This is a genomic window from Caballeronia sp. SBC1, assembly GCF_011493005.1.
Lineage (GTDB): Bacteria > Pseudomonadota > Gammaproteobacteria > Burkholderiales > Burkholderiaceae > Caballeronia.
The window spans coordinates 3679152-3694992 of sequence record NZ_CP049156.1; the positions used below are offsets into that span (position 1 = coordinate 3679152).

The following is a 15841-nucleotide window of genomic DNA, read 5'->3' on the forward strand; positions in this document are numbered from 1 at the left end:
GTCTTGGATTACGTAGACAATTTCACTGCGGCTTGCCGTTTCGTCCGTGTCATGTCCGTCGACTAAAATTCCACCTACACGCGCATTGAACTCCGTCTACATTTGCTCGACCGGACGTTACCGCTGCGCCTGGCCCCACTAGCCGCCGCCGCTTGATCGCCGATCAATACGGGCCTCAGGCGCCAACCCAAAGATCCAAGGATTCGCCCATGACAGGCTTCGACCGCCAGACGATCTCCGACACCACCGCCAAGATGCTGCTCGAGGTCCAGGCCGTGCATTTCAGCGCGGACAAACCGTACATTTTCACGTCGGGATGGGCGAGTCCGGTGTATATCGACTGCCGCAAGCTGATCTCGTATCCGCGCGTACGCCGCGCCCTGATGGAGATGGCTGAGACCACGATCCTGCGTGACGTTGGCTATGAGCAAATTGACTCGGTCGCAGGCGGCGAGACAGCGGGCATTCCATTTGCCGCGTGGCTATCCGACCGGCTGATGGTGCCCATGCAATATGTGCGCAAGAAGCCGAAGGGTTTCGGCCGGAACGCGCAAATTGAAGGGTTGCTGACCGAAGGCCAGCGCGTGCTGCTAGTGGAAGACCTGACCACCGACAGCCGCAGCAAGATCAACTTCATCAACGCACTGCGCACAGCCGGCGCAAGGGTGAATCATTGCTTCGTGCTGTTTCACTACAGCATTTTCAAGGAAAGTGTGTCGGTACTGAAAGATATCGACGTGGAATTGCATGCGCTCGCCACGTGGTGGGACGTGCTGCGCGTCGCGAAGGAAGCGGGCTATTTCGACGCCAACACGCTGGATGAAGTCGAGAAATTCCTGCACGCACCGGCGCAATGGTCGGCCGCGCACGGCGGCGTAACGGGATCACCGCAATAAGCGCCCGATAGTGAAGATAGTGAATTTTTGTGTAATTAAAAAAGCCGCTCGTTTCTGCAAACGAGCGGCTTTTTTATGCAACGACACTAAAGATTATTACGTATTAACAGGAATAGCGTCATCAAGATTTCCATCGCCCACATAAGCCGATAGATTCAATAATCCATTACTTTGGGCGTATTGAAATAATTCAGAATCCCGTTCAATTCCCAACTTGCGCATAGCCGTATTCTTTTGCGTACTGATTGTTTTAATACTGCGCTTTAATTGCGCAGCAATTTCAGTAATCGTCATGCCGGAGACGAATAAACGCACCACTTCCAGTTCCCGTTTCGACAACACCACGTCGCGCTGTTGACCACTCGCCGACAAGCCCATGCTGTCGAGCGCGAGACGCACCGACGGCCCGATGTATTCCTGCCCTCGCATCACATGAACGATGGCCAGTCCGATGTGGCTCAGATCGTCGGATTTGTTGATCACGGCCGTCACACCCACCTCACGCAAGCGTTTCAGGAGCGCGGGGTTTTCCAGCATGGTCAGCACGACAATGCGCACCGTTGGAAACTGACGCCCGATATAACCCAGCAATGGCATGCCGTCGCCATATTGGCCACCCGGCATGGCAAGGTCCGACACGACCACGTCGCAGGGCGATTTTTGCAAAAGCTGAATCAATTCCGTCGATTGACGCGCTTGGCCAATCACTTCAATCTCGGGAAACTTCAATAGCGCCTGGGCGGCGCCAAACAGAATGACAGGATGGTCATCGGCGATAATGACTTTTATCCGTTGACCCATTATTTACCCCTCGCTCGTAAATGGACTAATCCCTCAAGCATTATAGGCAATGTGCTCTTATTCATTACATTGACCCTTCAGCCGGGAGAGCGAAACTGCGGCTAAACCCGAAGTCACGGTGTTGACCCTTACGGAGCCTTGTTTTGAACATTTGAAAAATTTTGTCCTTTCCCGCAATGTTAAACTTGAATCCAGCTCTAAGCCAATTTCTGAGACAAAATACATCGTTACAGTGGGTGAAACGCCGGATTTGGCCTCGCCCGTGACAGGAGAACTCGCACCATGCGCTTGGGGATCGGGCTTGTGGTTTGTGCTGTGTACCGCGCTATTGAACGGCGTGTCGTCAGGTTCCGAATTTCTCACCGCGCGGTGCTGCTGCCTGTTTTCTGCGCCGCGATGGTATCAAATGCGCCGCGTGCGGTCGCAGAAGTTATCGCGACAGTCCCTTTCACGTTGACAAGTACGGACCTTCGCCCGAACCAGCCAGTGCCGCTTGCGCTCGTGTTCGACCAGAATGACTGCAAAGGCGGCAACCGTTCGCCACATCTGTCATGGCACGGCGCGCCGGCAGCCACGCAAAGTTTCGCGGTCACCATCTTCGACCCCGACGCACCCGGCCACGGCTGGTGGCACTGGGCCGTCGCGGGAATTCCCGCGAGCGTTTCGCAGTTGCCGTCGAACGCAAGCGCCTCGGGCGCATTGCGCAAAATGGGTGCAGTGGAAGCGCGCAATGACTTCGATATTGATGGTTACGGGGGGCCTTGTCCGCCGCCGGGCAAACCGCACCGCTACGTGATCACGGTCTACGCGCTCAACAGCAGCGACTTGCGTCTGCGCCAGAGCAGCCCGGCGCTCATGTTCGAGCACGAAATCCGAACTACAACCATCGCTAGCGCGCAACTCGTCGTTACCTACGGGCGCTGACCGGTCTTTATCGTGCGTCGGCAGGTCGAATTTGGCTTTGCTAGACTCGCCAGTGAACCATCACCGGCGTTGTTTTTTTGCAGCCGGCCAAATTATCGTGAAGACGCGTGGTTCGGGTTGTTCTTGCGCAACGCGCGGCTTTGTGTCGCAAACGGGGAATGAAATGCCGAAAATCGTCATCGTTTATCACAGCGGCTACGGACATACGAAAAAAGTCGCGGAAGCCGTGCTCACCGGCACGATCGACGCTGGCGCGGACGCGAAACTGCTTGCCGTCGCCGACCTGGACGACGCCGGCTGGGCCGAGCTCGACGCCGCGGACGCCATCATCTTCGGCGCGCCCACGTACATGGGCGGTCCGTCAGCCGACTTCAAGAAATTTGCCGATGCCAGCTCCAAGCCGTGGCTCGCGCAATCGTGGAAGGACAAGGTCGCGGCCGGGTTCACCAACTCGGCGACCATGAACGGGGATAAGCATTCAACCATTGCCTACTTCGTCACACTCGCAATGCAGCACGGCATGATCTGGGCCGGCACGGGCATGATGCCGTCGAATACAAAGGCGGCCACGCGCAATGACCTCAACTTCGTCGGCGGCTTTACGGGCTTGCTGGCTCAATCGCCGGCGGATGCGTCGCCTGACGAAGCCCCGCCGCCCGGCGATCTGGAGACGGCCAAAGCGTTCGGAGCAAGGGTCGCGGCCGTGGCGGCGCGCTGGAACGCAAAGTAGATTTTTTAGCGGCGTTGCAACATTTTTAAGGCCGATTGGCCGATGTGCCCGGCAATGCCATCGCGTTGTCGCGGAAGCGCATTAAAATGGCGTTTTGACCGCGCTCGGGCACCATGACCTCCCGGCGCGACCGACCCAGCGAGATCGAGATGACCACGAAAGTATTTGTCGACGGACAGGAAGGCACCACCGGCCTGAAGATTTTCGAATATCTGTCCGAGCGGCGTGACGTCGAGGTATTGCGTATCGAGGAAACGCGGCGCAAAGACGTGGAGGAGCGCCGGCGGCTGATCAATGCGTCGGACGTTACGTTCCTGTGCCTGCCGGACGTCGCTTCGCGCGAATCGGTTTCGCTGGTGAATGCGGACAATCACCGCACGGTGGTGATTGACGCCAGCACGGCATTCCGCACGCACGACGACTGGGCATACGGCCTTCCCGAACTCATGCCGGCGCAGCGCGAGCGTTTGCGCACTGCGAAGCGCATCGCGGTGCCGGGCTGCCACGCGTCGGCGTTCCTGCTGGCAATGAAGCCGTTGGTGGCAGGCGGTCTTGTTTCCGCCGATTTCGCTGCACACGCGTATTCCATCACCGGCTACAGCGGTGGCGGCAAGAAGATGATCGCGGACTATGAAGCGGGCGGCAATCCGAAGCTGGACAGCCCGCGGCCTTACGCGCTGGGTCTTGGCCACAAGCATCTGCCGGAAATGGCGGTGCGTTCGGGACTGAAGCACGCGCCGGTGTTCACGCCTATTGTCGGCAATTTCCTGAAGGGTCTCGCCGTCACCACGTACTTCTCGCCGGATCAACTATCGCGCGCCGCCAAGCCGCAAGACGTGCAGGCGTTGTTTGCCGAGTACTACGCGAACGAACCGTTCGTGCGTGTATTGCCGTTCAATGCGGACGGCAATCTCGACGACGGTTTCTTCGACGTCCAGGCTTGCAACGACACCAACCGGGTCGAGCTGTTCGTCTTCGGCAACGAAGAGCGGTTCGTCACCGTTGCCCGCTTGGATAACCTGGGCAAGGGCGCATCGGGCGCGGCGATCCAGTGCATGAACCTCGCAATCGGCGCCGACGAGGAATCCGGGCTCACGCGTTAAGTTGACTATCGACTCCAGCAAAAGCTGAGCGCGCCAAGCGCTCTACTCAGCCAAAAGCCGGTTTCCGCCATTGTGCGAAACCGGCTTTTTCACGCCTGCGTTTTACTCCCTCCACCAGCGCCTCGGCCCCGTCTTCGAATCTCCGTCTCGCAAATTTCCCGCTGGTCAAACAGAACTTACGCCGCGTTTCATAGGGATTCTCCTAATTTATTTACGAACGTTCGTTCGTCGATGATTACGCGCTTTCGCACTAAAACCTTCTTCGTTTTGCATCGCTTTGAAACAGATTTTCTCTAATCAACCTTACGGAAAAACTTTTGTTTCAATGCACCGTCCGCGCCTTATCAGTCAAGGCACCGCCGGAACACTGCTGTTTGAATCGACTATTTAGACGTTTCAGTCGGTTGACATACGAAAAGGTGACCGCGAAATTACACGCGCAAAACTAGATAAGGGAGACAGCGGTATGCCGTATGCCATTTCGAAAGGACTCGCGCTCGCACTTGCGAGCGCGCCGTTGTTTGTTGCGTGCGGCGGCAACGCCGACACACCGGGTCCGATCAACACGCCGCAATGTTCCGGCGCGAGTTGTGGCACGCAAGGCGCGCCAGCTGTGGGTGCGGGTGCCGCGCCGTTATGTCCGGCCAACGCGGACATTGTCTCGAGCACGTATCTGGGTGGCGCGGGCAGCGGCGAGATCGTGAGCCTGAACATTGACGCCGTGAACATGAAATACTCGCTGAAGTGGCTCGAATCGCCCATTCCGCTTGTCACTGGCACTGTCAACCCGACCCGCAAGGGCACGACGATTGTTGGCGCCGTGGTGCACCCGCCAGCGGGCACGCTGCCCACGGCGGAGCAAACGCGTTGCGCGTTCGTGCTGACGCCGGGCGGTGGCCAGGCATCGGATGGCTCGATTTACACCACTGCCGCCGCGTTCAACCAGGCGAATCCGCCGACCATCTTTATCGGCCAGGGCGTGGCCGGCGGTGGCATTCCAGGTGCGACCGCGCAATACAACGGCGCGACGCTGACCGCTGACGGTATCAACCCCATTCCCGGTTTCCCGCCGCTGTTCCCGGTGCCGAACCGCCACTTCGACTTCTATCCGTTCATCGGTTTCTCGACGGTGAGCACGAACGTCGCGGATCTCAAGGGCACGTATAACGCGCTGCTGTACCACCTGGTTCCATCGAACAATTACTCGACTACAACCACGCAGGCGCAGGAATCCTTCGATGCCGCCGGCAACTGCACCGTGCCCGTGCCGGCATCGAATACGTCTTGCCAGACGACCGGCGGCGCATGGACGGCGAACGCCAGCGGCGCGTACTTCACCAGCGCTGACGCCCCGCAAGTGCAGGGCAAACGCTCCTCGCCAGCGTTGACGGGTCTCGGCTTCCCTGCGTTCCCGGCTGTCGCTAACGCGAACATGGTGATCGGCAAGATCAACGGCGCGATCGTGCCCATTGTCGTGCGCACGGGTCAGGTCTTCGTGCCATCGCCGCTCACGCCGCTGAACGCGAGCGCATCGCAAGTCGATGACGAATCCGGCATCGCCATGCTCGCTCCGAACACGGCGCTGACGTCGGGCGCGTTCGATGGCGGGTATGTCGGCGCGGATTCGAACTTCAAGTACACGGCGACGTTGCTGCAAGGTCCAGTCGGCTCGTTCATCAATCCATCGACGCAGGCTTCCGAGACCGGTTTCGGCATGAGCTACGCGCAGCAGTTGCCCGGCTTGATCGGCGTGCAGGACCAGAACGGCGGCCAGGGTGCGCTGATCTCGGCGGGTGGCTTGTACGGCATTTTCATTGCCGGCAGCACGGTGAACGGCGGGCTGACCTCCACGTCCGCTAACGCCGACACGCCGGCGAGTCCGTACTTCGGCATCGGTGCGCTGCTCAGTAAATAAGCACTGCCGAGCGCACAAAACACGCACAAGCAAACAAGACCAGGGTAGCCGGCACGCGCCGGCTACCGACGAATGACGAACGAACAAATGTGGATGGAGACAGCAGTATGAAATGGAGAACTTTTGCGTTGGGTGCGATGGGTGCGGCCGTCGCCAGCGTCACGCCGCTCCTTGGCGGCTGCGGCGGCGGCAGCGATGCGCCTCAGGCGCCGGTCGTCCGGCTGTGCCCGGCGTCGCTCGACTACACGACCACGTTCACCGGTGGCGCCGGCAGCGGCGAACTGGTCCAGCTGCAACTCGACACAACGAAACTCACGTGGCAAGTGACCTACGTGGAATCTCCGATTCCTGCCGTCACCGGCACGGTCTCCCCGACCCGCGCCGGCACGTCGCAGAACGGCACGCTGACCATGGAAACCGGCCTGCCCACGCAAAAGCTCAATCAGTGCGCGTACCAGTTGAACGGTGCGACGCTCGACCCAACGCGACCCGCGCGCATCTTCGTAGGCGAAGGGGTGGCGGGCGGCACGATTCCGGGCAAGGAACTGCAGTTCGGCGGGATTCTTGGCCAGGGTGTGGTACCTGACCGGATCTTCCCGTACTACCCGTTCATCGGCTTCTCGACGCTTGAGACCAATCTCGCCAATGTCGCGGGAACGTATAGCCAACTGGGCTATCACGAGATTCCATCGCAGAACTATGCGCGTATTTCCGTCGATTCGAAGATCACCATCAATGCCGACGGCACCTGGCAAGAGTGCGACAACACGGGTGTGAACGCCGGCAAATGCAGCCAAGCGGGATCGAACTTCGCGCAATCGCCCGATGGCAGCGGCGCGTTCGTCACCAGCAACTTCCTTGGGCAAGGCAACCCGACACTCGCAGCCGGTCCGCTGGGCAAGGGCTACATGATCGTGGGTAAGCTGCGTAGCCAGAACGTGCCAATCCTGGTGCGTACCGGCACCGCGAACGCCACGATCACCACGGGCATTCCGCCGTTCGCCGATGACGAATCCGGCATTTCGATGATGTCGCCGCAAATCAACGTGGCGTCGGGATCGGTGAATGGCGAATACGTCGGCGTGGATAACGCCTTCGATTACCGCACGACCGCGCTCAGCGGCACGCAGGCGACCTTGATCGATCCGTTCCAGCCGTCGCAGGTTGCGTTGTCGCGTGCGTTGAATCTGGACTACACGGAAACCGTTCCGGGTCTGGTGACATCGACGGTCGTGGGCGCGTCGACCGGCACTACGCCGACCGGCAAGTTCATCTTCTCCGGCGGTGTGTTCGGCTACCTCGACCAGAGCGACCCGACGACACCGTATTACACCATCGGCTCATTCGTGCAGTAACCGTCCAGCAGCCCATCAAGAACGGCTGCATGCGAACAAAACGTGGTTTTCCACGAAGACGCGCTGCGTTCGCATGACGGCCTGTAACCGAAGAGAGACGAAATGAAAAAGCTTTTGGCTGCGGGAAAACCGTTGGCGGTAGCGGTAGCTGCATGTGCGTCGATGTCGGCGCATGCGCAAAGTGCCGGCGATAACGTCGTTGGACTCGGCTGGTTCCACGTCATGCCGCAGGATTCGAGCGATGCGCTGACCACGTATGTGGCGCCCACGCCGATCAATACGCCGCTGCGGTTGCCGTCGCAATTCACGTCGGCGGGGACGAGTTTGTCGACAAAGAGCGCCGATACCCTCGGCCTCGTCTTCACGCACTTTTTCACCGATCACATTGCGACCACGTTCGTGGGCGGTGTGCCGCCCGCGTTCGAACTCGATGGTCACGGCACGATCCAGCCGCCTGGGCCGGCGGGCGCGCTTGGCAACCAGAATCTCGATCAGACGAACCCGATCGTGAAAAGCGTGCGGCAGTGGAGCCCAGCGCTGATTTTCCAGTACTACTTCAATGCGCCGACTGCTGCGTTCCGGCCGTTTGCGGGCCTTGGCGTTTCGTATAACTTCTTTACGAACATTGAGCTCACCAACGGTTTCGTGACATCGACGCAGAATAATCTTGGCGCCGTGCTGGCTGCGGGCGCGGGCAAACCGGGACCAACGTCAGTGGAGGCGAAGGCTTCGTCCTCATGGCAACCGGTGTTCAACCTTGGTGCGACTTATAACTTCGACAAGCACTGGGGTTTGATTGCGTCGCTAACCTACATTCCGCTGAAGACGACATCGTCGTTGATTATCAAGGCGGCTGACGGGACCGAACTGGCTACGACGAAGACGCGGCTGAAGGCCGATCCGCTGATTACGTTTTTGGCGGTTTCGTACCGGTTCTGAGGGGGCGCGGATCTAAGCGCGGACAAAAAAAAGCCCGCCTAAGATGGGCGGGCTGAATCCATATCAGTAGAGACATGGAGGAGACAACCCCACTTTACCAAAACCATTGGTGCAGCGCAACATCATCGTGTTGATCCACGTCAATTTGTTGCGAACGTACAACATCAAGGCTGGGTCATCGACAGAATGAAGCCCAACTGATCGATAGAAACCGGTTTTACCAGATGGATATCGAAACCCGCTTCCTGCGTCATCGCGTGATGCTGCGGCTGTCCCCAGCCAGTCAGCGCAACCAGCAACATAGCCGGCCCCTCAGGCAAGGCACGCAAAGCACGCGCGGCGGAAAGACCGTCCATTGGCGACATGCCCAGATCCAGAATTACCACTTCCGGTGCGAATTGCCGCGCTACGTCGAGCGCCTGAACGCCGCTCGACGCTTGCGCCACCTGATGCCCCAGCCCCGTCAACAGATTGGCCAGACAGCTCAACGCATCGTCGTCATCGTCGGCTATGAGAACACGTTTGGTCACGACTGCCCCCTCATTTGCCCGACACCGCGAGCGTCAACTTTCCAGCACCAGCAGTCGTTGCAGTGATCTGCGTGCGCTGCCCCCGCGCCCCAATATAGAAATGCTGCCGACCCGGCGAGTTTTGATCGTGTGTAGCGTCCGGCAAGCACGCGGCAATGTCCGCCGCCACGCCCTGCAAAGCGTCAGCCGCCGAGCCCGCGTTCGCACCCTTCGTCCATGTGCAGCTATAAGTGCCGGCTTTCGCCACGCACTGCGCGTCGCGGCCATAAGGCTGCGCGACGGCTTTGCCATCGTCGGGTCGCAAGGAGGTGAAACCATCAGGTGCGGCCGCCACGATGCGCTTGAGTGCATCGCAGGGATTGGGGGTGTCGTCGGCGAGAGCGATCCCCGGCGTACTCAGGCAAGCCCATGCAAGGCCCGCCGATGCCGCCACGAACATGAGACCCCGAAGAGTGCTTTTCATAGTGGGCGCTGTCCTGTCTCCGCTTCATCTTTTTATAAGCCGGCCCCGAAACCGCCCCGGAAGCCAGCTTCCAAGTCACTTCAGAACCCGCTTCCAAGCCGGTTTCGTCGCCGACGAGACCTTTTGAAAAGCCTGCACCGGCGGCCTGTGTCCGTATGTGCGCCACCGAATGCTGCCCGGAATGCTGTCAAATTCGAAACAATCCCGAATTTGAGGCACGCGGCGCGACAAGTATAGGGAACGTCCCTATCTATTGCCTCTATTTATTGTCGATACAACGCCGTCGCACTCGGGCTTTACTTTTATGGCCGAGCAAGAATCAAACCGAATCAGTCACACCTTCTTCCCTGCGCGCCGTGCCGCGACCTTTCCCAGCACGGCAAGGTCCTTGTCGCCGTCGCCTTGGGCGAGTACATCGATCAGGTTGTCGCGCACCAGGCTTGCCACGGGCAGCGCCACGTTCACGGCGTCGCCGGCAGCGAGCGCAAGCCGCACGTCCTTCAGACCGAGCCGCGCCTTGAACAACGCCGGCTCATAGCGGTTGTCGGCGATCATCCGGCCATAACCCTGATACACCGGCCCCGGAAACAGCGTGTTCGTGATCACGTCGAGGAATGCGTGTGGATCGATGCTATGCCCCGTCATCAGCGACGCGGCCTCAGCAGTTGTTTCGATTGCCGATGCCAGCATGAAGTTCGCCGCCAGCTTGAACACATTTGCGTGTTGCGGTGCAGTACCGACGCGCCATGTTTTCTGGCCGATGACATCGAAGACAGGTTGCACGCGGGCGATGGCGTCATCCGCGCCCGCCGCCACTATATTCAGCTTGCCCGCCGCCGCCACGTCCGGGCGCCCGAGCACGGGCGCCGCGACGTACGCTACGCCGTGCTGCTCGTGCAGGTCCACCAGTTCTCCGCAGAACGCCACCGAAATCGTGGCCATGTTCACGTGTACCAAGCCCTTCGGTGCGCGCTCTAGCAAGCCGCTATCTAGCAGGACGGCGCGCAACGCGGAGTCATCCGCGAGCATGGAGAACACGGCGTCGCCCGCGAACGCTTCATCCGCCGATGCGACCACGCGCGCGCCTTGTTCGGCGAGCGCTTTCGCGGCGTCGGGCGAACGGTTCCAGACGCGCACTGTGTGGCCTGCCTTCAATGCATTCAGCGCCATCGCGCCGCCCATGTTGCCGAGTCCAATGAATCCAATGTCCATCTCACGCTCCTTGTCGACCAGAGTTCCCGCTTTAGCGGGTTACTCTGGTCCCATGCAACTTTACGTTGCCCATGCAACTTTACGTTGCGGTCGACCAGAGTTCCCGCTTCAGCGGGTTACTCTGGTCCCATGCAACTTTACGTTGCGGTTGACGAATCCGATGACCTCTCACCAAGCCCCGCTGCGACCCGTCTCAAAGCAGGCGTGTCGAACCGATGCGATACTCGAATCCATGACGACTGCCACGTTCCGTTTTCATCGGGAGTTGAATGAGTTCCTGGCGCGGCCGCAGCGCGAACAGGCGTTTGCGTGCGTGTGTCCGGTGGCGTCGACGACCAAGCATATGATCGAAGCACTCGGCGTGCCGCACACGGAGGTGGCGCTGATTCTACGCAACGGCCTGCCCACCGGCTTCGATACCCTCATGGAAGACGCCGATTTTATCGATGTCTATCCGCCCGGCGTGATGCCTCGTGCGCTTGAAATCGTGCATCCGTTGCGCGCTCCATTGCGGCTGGAGACGCTGCGTTTTATCGCCGATGCCCATCTTGGTGGCCTGGCTCAATTGCTTCGATTAGCCGGTTTCGATACCTACTACGACAACCATTTCCCCGACGATGAAATCGAGCAACTTGCGCTCGCAGAACATCGCGTGGTGCTCACGCGCGATCGCGAATTACTGAAGCGCCGCTCGCTGGTCCACGGCTGCTACGTGCGCACGCTGCAACCCGATGCGCAATGGCGCGAAGTCGCTACGCGGCTTGGGCTTGCGCAGCATGTCCGCCCGTTCCGGCTGTGTCTGATGTGCAACGCGCCGCTGCGTCGCGCAAGCGCGGACGAGGTGAGCGATCGCGTGCCGGAAGGTGTGCTTGAGCGGCACGCGCGATTTGTGACGTGCGATGTCTGCAGGCGGGTCTTTTGGGAAGGGTCGCACTGGAAGCGGATGCGGGCGCGGATCGAAGAATTGATGGACGCCGCACCCGGTAATCCGCCTGTTCCGGCGTCCGGCTGATGGCTCAGTAATAGCTCACAGTAATGGCTCAGGCCCGGAGGTGCGTACAATACGCGCCTCGGCCCTGTGCCTCTATAGCTTTTGGAGCTTCGCGTGAAAAAATTCGATCTGGAAAAAAACAAGGCGCTCAAGCTCGCCAACGGCCTGAAGCAAAACAGCGCGTCGAGTTTCGGCCCGCATACTGGGCAGCCGAAGCTGGACAAGCGCGAACAGCGCCGGCTGGATCAGGAAAAGGGACTCGTCCCGTTCGCCTGCAAACTGGATAGCGATCTCGTCAGGCAATTGCAGGAACATGCGGCAAAGCATGAAGGTGGAATGTCGGAAGCGCTGGCGGACTTGCTGGTCAAGGCTGGACTGGAACGCAAGGCTACGGTTTAAGCTCGCGCGTTAAGTCGACAAGTCTGCTCGAATGAACGCGACTGACTCAATGCGGCGCTTTAACCGCGCATGGTCGTCGAGCTAAAGCGCAGCGCGGGTATATCGTCTGCTGAATTAAAAAGCCGTTCCGGCGTGTCGCGGAACGGCTTTTTAACGCGCCCGTTCAGTTCAGTCCAAGCCGCACTCGCCGGACTGAAACCGGCGCCAGTCCTGGATGTGTGCACGCCAAGCGCGCGCTAGCAGGAAACACCCGGTAGTCCCACGCGAACTTATTTCAAACGCTGCCTTCTTTCTCGATCACCAGAATTCGCGCGATACCCACCGGCTCGGCAACATGTTCGTCGCCGGGTTGGGCGTGAAAGATATCGCCAGCGTCCAGCAGTACTTCTTCCTCTACGCCCTCCCGCCGCACGCGCATTCGCACTTGGCCTTGCATGACAGCGAAGACTTCCTCACCGTCGTTCACGTGCCATTTATACGGCGCATCGGTCCAGTGCAGGCGGCATGAGACGCCGTTCATCGTGGTGATATCCAGCGCGCCCCACGCGCGCTCGGCAGTAAATTCGCGGCTTTTAATAACTTTCATTGGTCATCCGGCAAGACATCGAAGCATCGGGACATTGGGACAAAGCCCGCGTTTTGTCGATACCGGCGTGTCGACGCATTGGGTCAGGGGCCTTGGCGAGTGTAAAGAGCGCTGAGATCGTTTTCAAGCGGCGACGAAAAACGCGCCCGGCCTGTGTGGCGGGGCGCGTTTCGATAATCACCAGCTACATTGGGGATATGTTCTGGACCGGTCAGGCTTTCTTGTTGTACGCGTTGCACCAACCCTTCGACGCAACCTGCTTGCCCGCGAACATCGGGCAGGCTGCAAAAGCGTCGGTGGCTTTGCCTTGATAGAACGAACAATTGCCGCAATCCTGACCGGCGGCGTAGCGCGGGAATTTGGCTTTATCGACGGTTGTGGCGTCGAGCTTGTAGCCGAGGCTTTGCGCCATCGGATCTGATTCGGCCAGTTTGACGGGGTCGGCGAATGCGGTGCGCGATACCGCCAGTGCCGATGCCACGCCAATGCTCGAAATCAGGAACGTGCGTCGTGAGGACTTCATGAGAATGTGCTCCGTTGTATTGGGGGTGTGCGCCGTTCTTATCGACGACGATCTCCAAAGCATATCAACGCGGAGCACGACAAACTAAGCCAAATCTTATAGATAACCGATGGCGAAAGGTCGCAGCGGGTTTGCCCTCATGTCGATTCTCTTATCTCGCATCGATCAGCTCATTTCACGTCATCCCACACGTCAGCCGAGCATTTTCGCGACCTTCTCCGCAATCGCCAGCGACGCCGTCAACCCAGGCGATTCAATCCCAAACAAGTTCACCAACCCGGCCATGCCGTGCGCCGCCCGGCCCTGAATCAGGAAGTCGGCCGCCGGCTGCCCGGGCCCGGAAAGTTTCGGACGAATCCCTGCGTAAGCGGGCTGTAGTGCGTCGTCGGGAAGATTCGGCCAATACGCACGAATGGCGGCGTAAAAGCTGGCCGCGCGCTGCGGATCGACGGAGTAATCGATCTTCTGGATCCATTCCACGTCTGGACCGAACTTGGCCTGCCCGCCCATATCGAGGGTGAGATGCACACCGAGTCCGGCTTCATTTGGCATCGGGTAAATCAGGCGGTCAAATGGTGTCCGGCCGCTCACGGTGAAATAATTGCCCTTCGCGAAATACAGCGGCGGCACATGACGCGCGTCAAGCCCGCGGATAGCGCGTGCGATCTGGTTCGCCGATAGCCCCGCGCTGTTGATCACGCAGCCGGCCTGAAAGCGCATGGGCGCCTCGCCTCCGGTTTCCACAATGAACGCACCGTCACAAGCGTCGATGTCCGTTACCGGCGTATGAAACGCCACAGTCGCGCCGTCGCGTTCCGCATCGCCTTGCAAGGCGAGCATGAACTGATGACTATCGATAATGCCGGTCTGCGGCGAGAACACCGCCTCCACGCACTGAAGCTGCGGCTCCATCTCGATGGCTTCGGCGCCGCTTACGCGCACCAGGTCTGTGACGCCGTTTTCGACGGCTTTGTGCTGGATTGCCGCGAGTTGCGGCAATTGATTACGCGCCGTGGCAACGAGTAATTTGCCGCAGCGGTTATACGGAACGCCGTGGGCATCGCAATACTCGTAAAGCATCGCCCGGCCGCGCACGCACAAGGCGGCCTTCAGCGAGCCGCGCGGGTAATACAGCCCCGCGTGGATCACCTCGCTATTGCGTGAACTCGTGCCCGTGCCGACCGCTTCGCCCGCCTCGAGCACGATCACCTCGCGGCCACGCGCGGCCATCGCCCGCGCGACGGCGAGTCCGACCACGCCGGCGCCAATCACCACACATTCGATTCTGTCCATCTCACTATTCTAGGCCAGCCAGCACGACCGTTCCGCGCGCTTTATTGCGCTTTTTGTGCAATTGGCAATACTGATTTCGCCAGGACACCATTTTCCGAAATAATCCGGGCCAAATCCAGAAATATGGCCTTTTTGCCCGGGAAAAGTCAGTTTCAGGCCATATTTCGAGGGGTTTTTGCAGATTTCGCCAAAATGCCTCCGTCAGAACCCGATCGATTTCTTTCGGCCACCATTGCCCAATTCGATATCTCGAGCCTGCACTTCATGCCGGTTATCGATGCGCGCGTTGCCAAAAGCGTTCAGCATTGCACGCCGCATGGCTCGCGGAGAAGCCTGGGTCAACGCGTCGAGCGGCGCGTCGCCGAGTGTTTCCGGAAAGCGTGCGCCCCAAGCGTGGGCGCTGCGGATCTCGTCATAAATCGACTGCGCGATGCGGCGCGCGCCATCGCGGTCCGGCGGCGCGATTTCGTACACGTTCATCCGGTTCAGCAACGGCTCGGGAATCGTGTTTGCCTGATTCGCCGTCGCAACCCAGACCACGTTGCCGGCGTTGATCGGTATTTCGGCGAATTCATCGATAAAACTCTGCGCCGTATCGTGTTCCAGCAACGCATAAAGTGCGCCGAGCGGGTCGTATTGCGCGTCGCCTGTCGCTTTGTCGATTTCATCGACCGTCATCACCGGATTGGCGTAACTGCCGTTCACGAGCGCATCGAACACCTTGCCCGGCTTCGCGTTGCGCCATTGCGACGACGCGCCCGACAAGATCCAGCCCGCCGTCAGCGAACTCATGGCGAGGTAGTGGCACGACGTGCCGAGCAAACGCGCAAGCTGTTTCGCGAAATGCGTCTTACCAATACCCGGATCGCCGAGCAGCAGCATGGGCATCAATTCGAGCCGGTCCTCGGTTTCGAGGCACAGTGCGATCTGCTTGCGAATGTCGTTGAGCGGCTCGTGGAAATTGGGCAAATCCGCCACCAGATCGTCTATGGAAGGCATCCGGTTTGGCTTGACGCAAAAGCGCAGATTGCCCGCTTTGAGCATCTTTTCGTACGTTGCGCGCAGCGCCTCGCTGCCCCCTTCGCTCAGGTCGTTCAACGCGGTTTCGACCTCGTCCAGGTCGTAGACCTTGCTGAACGACGCCACGGCGAGTTCCTGTTTAATGACGGCGGTGCTCATCG

The 15841-nt window shown here is 59.6% G+C and carries 17 protein-coding genes; 9 read left to right on the top strand and 8 right to left on the bottom strand.

What is annotated here, in order from left to right; all coding sequences use genetic code 11:
• The first annotated feature begins 209 nt into the window (after nucleotides 1-209).
• Nucleotides 210-896: an orotate phosphoribosyltransferase gene (locus SBC1_RS16445; RefSeq protein WP_165092743.1), complete on the top strand. Its 687-nt coding sequence runs from the start codon at nucleotides 210-212 to the stop codon at nucleotides 894-896.
• 96 nt (nucleotides 897-992) lie between these two features.
• Here the strand turns inward: SBC1_RS16445 and SBC1_RS16450 are convergent, their stop codons facing one another.
• The gene (locus SBC1_RS16450; protein ID WP_165092744.1) at nucleotides 993-1697 is read right to left on the bottom strand and encodes a response regulator; all 705 of its coding nucleotides are present in this window, start codon (nucleotides 1695-1697) and stop codon (nucleotides 993-995) included.
• 396 nt (nucleotides 1698-2093) lie between these two features.
• Between SBC1_RS16450 and SBC1_RS16455 the strand changes: the two genes are divergently transcribed.
• From SBC1_RS16455 to SBC1_RS16480, 6 genes are all read left to right on the top strand, one after another.
• Nucleotides 2094-2621, top strand: a complete 528-nt coding sequence (locus SBC1_RS16455) for a YbhB/YbcL family Raf kinase inhibitor-like protein (RefSeq protein WP_165988919.1) — start codon at nucleotides 2094-2096, stop codon at nucleotides 2619-2621.
• A 163-nt stretch (nucleotides 2622-2784) separates the two neighbouring features.
• Entirely contained in the window at nucleotides 2785-3351 is a 567-nt protein-coding gene (locus SBC1_RS16460; protein ID WP_165092745.1) for a flavodoxin family protein, read from the top strand.
• Between the two features lie 149 nt (nucleotides 3352-3500).
• Nucleotides 3501-4454, top strand: coding sequence for an N-acetyl-gamma-glutamyl-phosphate reductase (gene argC / locus SBC1_RS16465; RefSeq protein ID WP_165092746.1), 954 nt, complete (start codon nucleotides 3501-3503; stop codon nucleotides 4452-4454).
• Nucleotides 4455-4920: 466 nt separating this feature from the next.
• On the top strand, nucleotides 4921-6369 hold the full coding sequence (locus tag SBC1_RS16470; protein ID WP_165988537.1) for a DUF2957 domain-containing protein: 1449 nt from the start codon (nucleotides 4921-4923) through the stop codon (nucleotides 6367-6369).
• A 107-nt stretch (nucleotides 6370-6476) separates the two neighbouring features.
• The gene (locus tag SBC1_RS16475; RefSeq protein ID WP_165092748.1) at nucleotides 6477-7724 is read left to right on the top strand and encodes a DUF2957 domain-containing protein; all 1248 of its coding nucleotides are present in this window, start codon (nucleotides 6477-6479) and stop codon (nucleotides 7722-7724) included.
• A gap of 102 nt (nucleotides 7725-7826) precedes the next feature.
• On the top strand, nucleotides 7827-8663 hold the full coding sequence (locus SBC1_RS16480) for an OmpW family protein (protein WP_165092749.1): 837 nt from the start codon (nucleotides 7827-7829) through the stop codon (nucleotides 8661-8663).
• Between the two features lie 164 nt (nucleotides 8664-8827).
• On the opposite strand, the gene SBC1_RS16485 is transcribed toward SBC1_RS16480, so the two are convergent.
• From SBC1_RS16485 to SBC1_RS16495, 3 genes are all read right to left on the bottom strand, one after another.
• On the bottom strand, nucleotides 8828-9193 hold the full coding sequence (locus tag SBC1_RS16485; protein WP_165092750.1) for a response regulator: 366 nt from the start codon (nucleotides 9191-9193) through the stop codon (nucleotides 8828-8830).
• 10 nt (nucleotides 9194-9203) lie between these two features.
• Nucleotides 9204-9632 (bottom strand): hypothetical protein, encoded by a 429-nt coding sequence (locus tag SBC1_RS16490; RefSeq protein WP_241202122.1) that lies wholly within the window; start codon nucleotides 9630-9632, stop codon nucleotides 9204-9206.
• A gap of 357 nt (nucleotides 9633-9989) precedes the next feature.
• On the bottom strand, nucleotides 9990-10868 hold the full coding sequence (locus tag SBC1_RS16495; RefSeq protein ID WP_165988539.1) for an NAD(P)-dependent oxidoreductase: 879 nt from the start codon (nucleotides 10866-10868) through the stop codon (nucleotides 9990-9992).
• Nucleotides 10869-11100: 232 nt separating this feature from the next.
• On the opposite strand from SBC1_RS16495, the gene SBC1_RS16500 reads away from it, so the two are divergent.
• On the top strand, nucleotides 11101-11880 hold the full coding sequence (locus SBC1_RS16500) for a Mut7-C RNAse domain-containing protein (RefSeq protein ID WP_165092753.1): 780 nt from the start codon (nucleotides 11101-11103) through the stop codon (nucleotides 11878-11880).
• Nucleotides 11881-11973: 93 nt separating this feature from the next.
• Nucleotides 11974-12258: a hypothetical protein gene (locus tag SBC1_RS16505; protein ID WP_165988540.1), complete on the top strand. Its 285-nt coding sequence runs from the start codon at nucleotides 11974-11976 to the stop codon at nucleotides 12256-12258.
• 274 nt (nucleotides 12259-12532) lie between these two features.
• On the opposite strand, the gene SBC1_RS16510 is transcribed toward SBC1_RS16505, so the two are convergent.
• The 4 genes from SBC1_RS16510 to SBC1_RS16525 all read right to left on the bottom strand — a co-directional run bounded on the left by SBC1_RS16510 (nucleotide 12533) and on the right by SBC1_RS16525 (nucleotide 15839).
• A complete protein-coding gene (locus SBC1_RS16510) occupies nucleotides 12533-12844 on the bottom strand; it encodes a cupin domain-containing protein (protein WP_165092755.1) in 312 nt (103 codons plus the stop codon).
• Nucleotides 12845-13055: 211 nt separating this feature from the next.
• Complete coding sequence (locus SBC1_RS16515; protein ID WP_165988542.1) at nucleotides 13056-13367, bottom strand: high-potential iron-sulfur protein; 312 nt, start codon at nucleotides 13365-13367, stop codon at nucleotides 13056-13058.
• A gap of 192 nt (nucleotides 13368-13559) precedes the next feature.
• Nucleotides 13560-14660, bottom strand: a complete 1101-nt coding sequence (locus tag SBC1_RS16520; protein WP_165092757.1) for an NAD(P)/FAD-dependent oxidoreductase — start codon at nucleotides 14658-14660, stop codon at nucleotides 13560-13562.
• 201 nt (nucleotides 14661-14861) lie between these two features.
• Nucleotides 14862-15839: an AAA family ATPase gene (locus SBC1_RS16525; RefSeq protein WP_165092758.1), complete on the bottom strand. Its 978-nt coding sequence runs from the start codon at nucleotides 15837-15839 to the stop codon at nucleotides 14862-14864.
• Nucleotides 15840-15841: the final 2 nt, after the last annotated feature.